Genomic DNA, 6,041 nt, shown 5'->3' on the forward strand with positions numbered 1-6,041 from the left:
CTAATTTTCGCTATCAAACCAACCACGGATAAATTGAATGGAGAAAAAGAGCGTAAAGAGTAAAACAACATAAAGAATATAAGAAACAACCGGATGGCTGGGCGAATCTGTCTCAGCCATTTCTTTTACGGATAACGCATTTGGAAACTCATCAAACATGGTCAGACGCCAGCCGTAATATTTGATTTCCACGGTTTTTTCTTCATTGCCCAAGGCTTGCGCCAATGCCTGTAAATTGGCTGAGCCGAATTTGAAATAGAACGGAAAACCCCAACGGGTATCTTCGTTGCGATATACCATCACTTTACCGTTTTCATGTTGCGTATTGATAAAATACACATCGCGGGTCGGGCCGTCTGCCGGATTGGCTTTTGTAATCGGGCCGTCTTTATCCACCCGTTTCACCTCAACACCGGTCACTTTGGTGACATCATAGCTCGGCATCGCATAATTTATCGCTGCAGCAACACATAAATGAAAAATAAAAATGACGGAAATAAAAAAATATTTTAAAAATTTTCTCATCTTTTTGTCCTATTGAAATAAGATTAGTTAATTATTGTACCTGAATTTTAAATAAACGCTCGAAGTTTTGTGTGGTGATTTGCGCCATTTCCTCGGCTGAAATGCCTTTTAATGTCGCAATATATTCACAGACTTCGCGGGTATATGCCGGTTGATTTTGTTTACCTCGATAAGGCACCGGTGCCAAGTAAGGCGAATCGGTTTCCACCAGTAGACGATCCAGCGGCAGTTTGCGCACCACCTCCCGAAGTTCTTCCGCATTTTTAAAGGTGATAATCCCGGAAATGGAAATGTAAAAACCCAAGTCTAACGCTTGTTTTGCCATGTCATAGTTTTCGGTAAAACAATGCAAAACGCCACCGCACTTTTCTGCCTGATTATCGCGTAATAGGCGAATCGTGTCTTCGCGCGCCTGGCGTGTGTGAATAATGACCGGTTTATTGAGCTGGTTGGCCACGTCAATTTGGCTGGCAAACACGGCTTGTTGGGCGGCTTTGTTTTCTGCACTGTAATAATAATCTAAGCCGATTTCGCCGATGGCGATGACTTTCGGATCTTGCGCCAAGCGTAACAAACGCGCGGCATCATAAGGTTCTTCTTCAAAATCCAGCGGGTGTACACCGCAGGCTAAAGAGACGTTATCGAATTTGGCTAATTCCGGATACACTTTTTCAAAACGGCTCAAGGTCACGCCAATCGCTAATAAATGTTTCACCTCGCGTGCTTTTGCTTTTGCCACGACATCGGCAATATTTTGATGTAATGTTTCGTAATCTAAGGCATCCAAATGGCAATGGGAATCCACAATAAACATATTTTATCCTTCAAACACTTCAGTAATTAAACGGGTCAGCCCGTCGAGTAAAATCAATTCTAAATTCAACGCCGAATTTGCCGATAAATCCGACCGCACTTTGCCAACAATTTGTGTCGCTTTTAATAATGCCGGTGTAGACAGTCCTTGGCTAAATTGAATGACGCCTTGTTCAATATCCTGACAAATCCAGTCTTCGTGAATATGCAGTTTATTTTTTAAACTATCACTCAAAAAGGCTGACAACCAATCCAGCTGCTGCAAGACAAGTTCTTTAGTAAAAAACGGCAGTAATTCCAAAGGCGAACAACGGCGATAAAACAACCAAAATTGACGTAAAAATTCCCGTCGTTGCGCCAGTAAATTTTGCTCTAACATGGCAAGTGCGAGCAGTGGTCGGCCATAATTCACCCGAAGTGCGGTCAATATATCTTGCGTTTCGGCGGATGTTTGTGATTGTAACCATGGTAATGCCGTGTCTGTGTACGGTGGTAAGAGGTTCCACACTTGGCAGCGACTGTAAATGGTTGGCAGCAACGCCTTTTGCATATCGCACTGCAAAATGAAATAGGTATTTGGACGCGGCTCTTCCAGTGTTTTTAAAATGCCGTTGGCAGCGGCTTCTGTCAAACGATGTGCCTGTTCGATATAAATGACTTTATTGCCGTTTTGCTGCGCATGCTGCGTCGCTTGTTCGTTCATGGCACGAATTTGATCCACGCCGATGTCCTTGTTATCAATGGGCGCGATAGGCTGGAAATCGGGGTGGCTGTTGGCTTGCATTAAATGGCAGGCATGGCATTCGCCACAAGCCTCCGCCCCGTTGGGCGTTAAGCACATCAGACGTTTTGCCAACGCGGAGCAAAGTTGCTCTACACCAAGGCCGTCATCGGCGCGAATCAGCAGGGCGTGGTGCCCTAAAGCCTCATCAAAAGCCTGTGTGATTTTGTGATAAGTTGGCGTCAGCCAAGGGAGTAAAAGGCTCATTTTGATAGCGAAATCCACCAATTTTTGACCGCACTTTTAATGTCTGCCTGCACTTGCTCAATGGATTGTTCCGCATTGATCATCACGGCTTTCGGATTGTCTTTTACCAGTTCTAAATAACGGGCACGGGTACGGTGGAAAAAATCCAGGTGTTGTTGTTCGATACGATCCAGCTCACCACGTCCACGGGCGCGGGCTAAACCGATGGCAGGATCAATGTCCAAATACAATGTCAGATCCGGCTCAAAATCGCCCAAAACGGTTTGTTTTAAGTTGGTTAACAAAGCCTCTCCCAACTGGCGGCCACCGCCTTGGTACGCTTGTGACGACATATCATGGCGATCACCCACCACCCATTTGCCTTGGGCGAGGGCGGGCTTAATGACATTGTCCACTAATTGAATCCGGGCGGCATATAACATCAACAATTCGGCTTTGTCTGTGACCGGCTCTTCTGTTTCATGTTTAATGAGGTGGCGTAATTTTTCAGCTAACGGTGTGCCACCGGGTTCACGGGTGAAGACGACATCGTTAATGCCTAATTCCTTTAAGGTATCCACGACACATTGATGGGCGGTGCTTTTGCCCGCGCCTTCCAAGCCTTCAATCACGATAAATTTGCCTGCCATATTATTTTCCGTTTTGTTGACGGTACCAGCGTAAATATTCCTGCACCGCTTTATTGTGTTCATTCAAGTTCCGACTGAATTTGTGACCGCCCTTGCCGTCAGCAACGAAATAATAAAATTCTGTTTGCGCAGGATGCGCCACGGCTTGTAATGCATCTTCGCTTGGCATGGCAATCGGCGTTGGCGGTAAACCGTCAATCACATAGGTGTTATAAGGGGTCGGCGTGTCTAAATCTTTTTTACGAATATTGCCGTTGTAATCCTCACCCATGCCGTAAATCACTGTCGGATCGGTTTGGAGCTTCATTTTGGCTTTCAAACGATTGATAAACACCGAAGCTACTTGAGGGCGTTCTGCGGCGATGCCGGTTTCTTTTTCTACAATAGACGCGAGAATCAACATCTCGTAAGGATTTTCTAAGGGTAAATCCTTATCGCGCTCATTCCAGGCTTTGTCCAAGGCTTTTTTCATGCGTTCTGCAGCACGCTGCAACAGTTCTAAGTCGGTAGAATTCGGCGTGTAATTATAAGTGTCCGGATACAACCAACCGTCGATTTTCATCCATTCATCAATGGCTTTTGAGACTTTTGGCAGTGCCAATAACTGGAAAATCTCTTGTTCGGATTTCTCTTTTAAGGTCTGCTTTAAGTGCGGTGCGTTTTCGAGGTGTTTTCGCCAATTTTTAAAGGTGTTGCCTTCAATAAATTGCACGTTAAATTGCGCTTCTTTGCCGGAGTTGAGTAATTTCAGCAAATCTTCTACGGTTTTCACATCATCCAACAAATAAGTACCTGCTTTCACTTTGCTCAATTCCGGGTGTAATTTTAAGGCCCAAGGCAATAATGCGGCACTGTCCAAAATACCTTCTTGCTCTAATAACGTGACTAATTTATTACCGGTTGTGCCACGTTCTACGGTAAGGAGTTGATCCTTTTGTACATTGACGGGTTGCTGTACAAACTGTTGTAGTTGTTGATATCCCCAAAAGCCGGTGCCGGCAAGTAGAATGAAGCATAAAAAGAAAAATAAAACGATTTTTTTCATAAATTAAGAAAATGAGAAATTTTGCGGATTATACCACAAGCTTTCCTTTTTCAGCTCTGTTGTTTTGCCCTTTTTGGCGCAAGAAAGTGCGGTGGTTTTTCACGATGTTTTTCGCCGTGTTTTTTTAAGGCTGCCGTTCAATCACCACTTTAATATCTTCCGGTGGGGCGTAATAAGTTTATCTGAAAAATAAATCATGTGTTCTCCTTAATAAATCGTCCTAAATGCAATGGTCCCCAATAACGAGGTTTAGAATATTGTCTATATAAATCAAAATATAGCAACGATTAAAAACCGACCTTTTTACGGGAAAACGCCGGCTTCACTCGACATTCACCACACAAGGCTTCTAACCAATCCTCTAGATTCTCAAAGGGGGAAAAATTATGTCGTCTGGCAACAGCGGCAAAATCGCCCGGCGTGAGTAAGTCCAGCTCAAGGAGACGTTTTGAATGAGTGTCAGCCCATGCGCCCAAATTCAATTTTTCTGCTTGTTGTTTAGCAAAATCCAAACGCTGTTGTGGCGTTAAATAATCAAATTTTAGCTTTAAATCAAAACGCCGTAATGCTGCCGGATCCAGCACATTCATCAAATTCGTTGAAACCACCATTAAACCTTCAAAACGCTCAATTTGTGTCAACATCTCATTGACTTGAGAACGTTCCCAACTACGTTCTGCACCGTCGCGTGAAAATAAGAACGTATCCACTTCGTCCAGCACCAACAAACAATTATCACGCTTCGCCGATTCAAATGCCTCCGCAATTTTTTGTTCTGTTCCGCCCACATAAGGAGCGAGTAAATCAGATCCTTTGCACAGCAACAACGGCATATCTAACTGCTCGGCAAGCCAACCAGCCCAAGCGGTTTTCCCTGTGCCCGGTGGGCCATAACAGCAAATTCTGCCTTTCTTGGTTCGCATTAATCCTTCACTGATTTTATGAATGTTTTCATTGCAGGAAACCCACTCAAGCTGATAACTCAGTTTATTTTCTACCAACGGCTCAATTTTCTTTTTACCTTGTGCCTGTAAGGCTTCATTAAATAGCGTAAGCAAAACCTCCGAAAAGGCTTTTTTGCCGTTATCAACCGCATTTGCTACATTGAACACGCGCGTTAAAATTGCCGGCGAAAGTGACCGCACTTTGGCAAAATGCTGCACGTATTCCGCCGTTAATTTACCGTCTGCCAGCTGTGAAATTAACGCCGATTTATTTTTTAACGGCAAATCCGGCATTTCAAACACAAAATCAAAGCGACGTAAAAAAGCTGAATCTATGCTGTGTACCGAATTGGATAACCAAATCATCGGCACGTTATTGTTTTCCAACAACTGATTTGTCCACGCTTTATTTTTTTGTGCAACAGAACGCTCCATAAACGAACCGTTAAACACATCTTCAATTTCATCAAAAATTAAAAGCGCCTGTTTGCCATTCAACAACGTTTGCGCAAGGCGACTGTAATTAAGGCGTTGCTCTGCCTTCACAACATCTCCGTCAGAATCCATATAAGTAATGTTATACGCCGAAATCCCTAATGCTTGTGCAAGCAATCCGGCAAATTCGGTTTTACCGGTGCCCGGCACGCCATAAATTAAAAGATTCACGCCTTTCTGATGATGTTTTAGTGCCTGTTGCAAATAGGTCAACATCATTTCTTTCATGCCGGCAATATGGGCAAAATCATCCAGTTGCAAACTTGGCACTTGAGCGACTTCCGTACAAGATTTTAATAGGACGTTTTCGTTTAATGGTTGTGTCACAAATTCATCAAAATCTAAGGTTTCACCCCACGAGAAATAATCATGTACCTTATCGAGGCGATAATTCCGAACAATTATCCCATGAGTATTGAGTTTACCGCCTTTCTTTAAGGCAGATAGAATCTGATTTTTCGGCTGTTTAAGTAAATCCGCCACGATCGCAGCCGTTCTTTGCAAATCCGATTTCGGCAAATACCCAAGCAAATCACACATAGGCCCCTCACTACGTAAATGCATGGCAAAACGAAGAATTTCCTGTTCAACGGGATTCAGCT

The 6,041-nt window shown here is 43.7% G+C and carries 6 protein-coding genes; all 6 read right to left on the reverse strand.

Annotated elements, in window-relative coordinates:
* Positions 1-525, reverse strand: coding sequence for a DUF1523 family protein (locus tag Q0203_RS01860; protein ID WP_297929091.1), 525 nt, complete (start codon positions 523-525; stop codon positions 1-3).
* Between the two features lie 31 nt (positions 526-556).
* Entirely contained in the window at positions 557-1,339 is a 783-nt protein-coding gene (locus Q0203_RS01865; RefSeq protein ID WP_297929093.1) for a YchF/TatD family DNA exonuclease, read from the reverse strand.
* 3 nt (positions 1,340-1,342) lie between these two features.
* Complete coding sequence (locus Q0203_RS01870) at positions 1,343-2,326, reverse strand: DNA polymerase III subunit delta' (protein WP_297929095.1); 984 nt, start codon at positions 2,324-2,326, stop codon at positions 1,343-1,345.
* A complete protein-coding gene (tmk, locus tag Q0203_RS01875; protein ID WP_297929097.1) occupies positions 2,323-2,955 on the reverse strand; it encodes a dTMP kinase in 633 nt (210 codons plus the stop codon). The genes Q0203_RS01870 and tmk overlap by 4 nt, the downstream gene beginning before the upstream one ends.
* A gap of 1 nt (position 2,956) precedes the next feature.
* The gene (mltG, locus tag Q0203_RS01880) at positions 2,957-4,000 is read right to left on the reverse strand and encodes an endolytic transglycosylase MltG (protein ID WP_297929098.1); all 1,044 of its coding nucleotides are present in this window, start codon (positions 3,998-4,000) and stop codon (positions 2,957-2,959) included.
* Between the two features lie 287 nt (positions 4,001-4,287).
* On the reverse strand, positions 4,288-6,041 hold a 1,754-nt coding region (locus Q0203_RS01885; RefSeq protein ID WP_297929100.1), incomplete at its 5' end, for an AAA family ATPase.

It is taken from the genome of uncultured Aggregatibacter sp. (assembly GCF_938046485.1).
Taxonomy (GTDB): domain Bacteria; phylum Pseudomonadota; class Gammaproteobacteria; order Enterobacterales; family Pasteurellaceae; genus Aggregatibacter.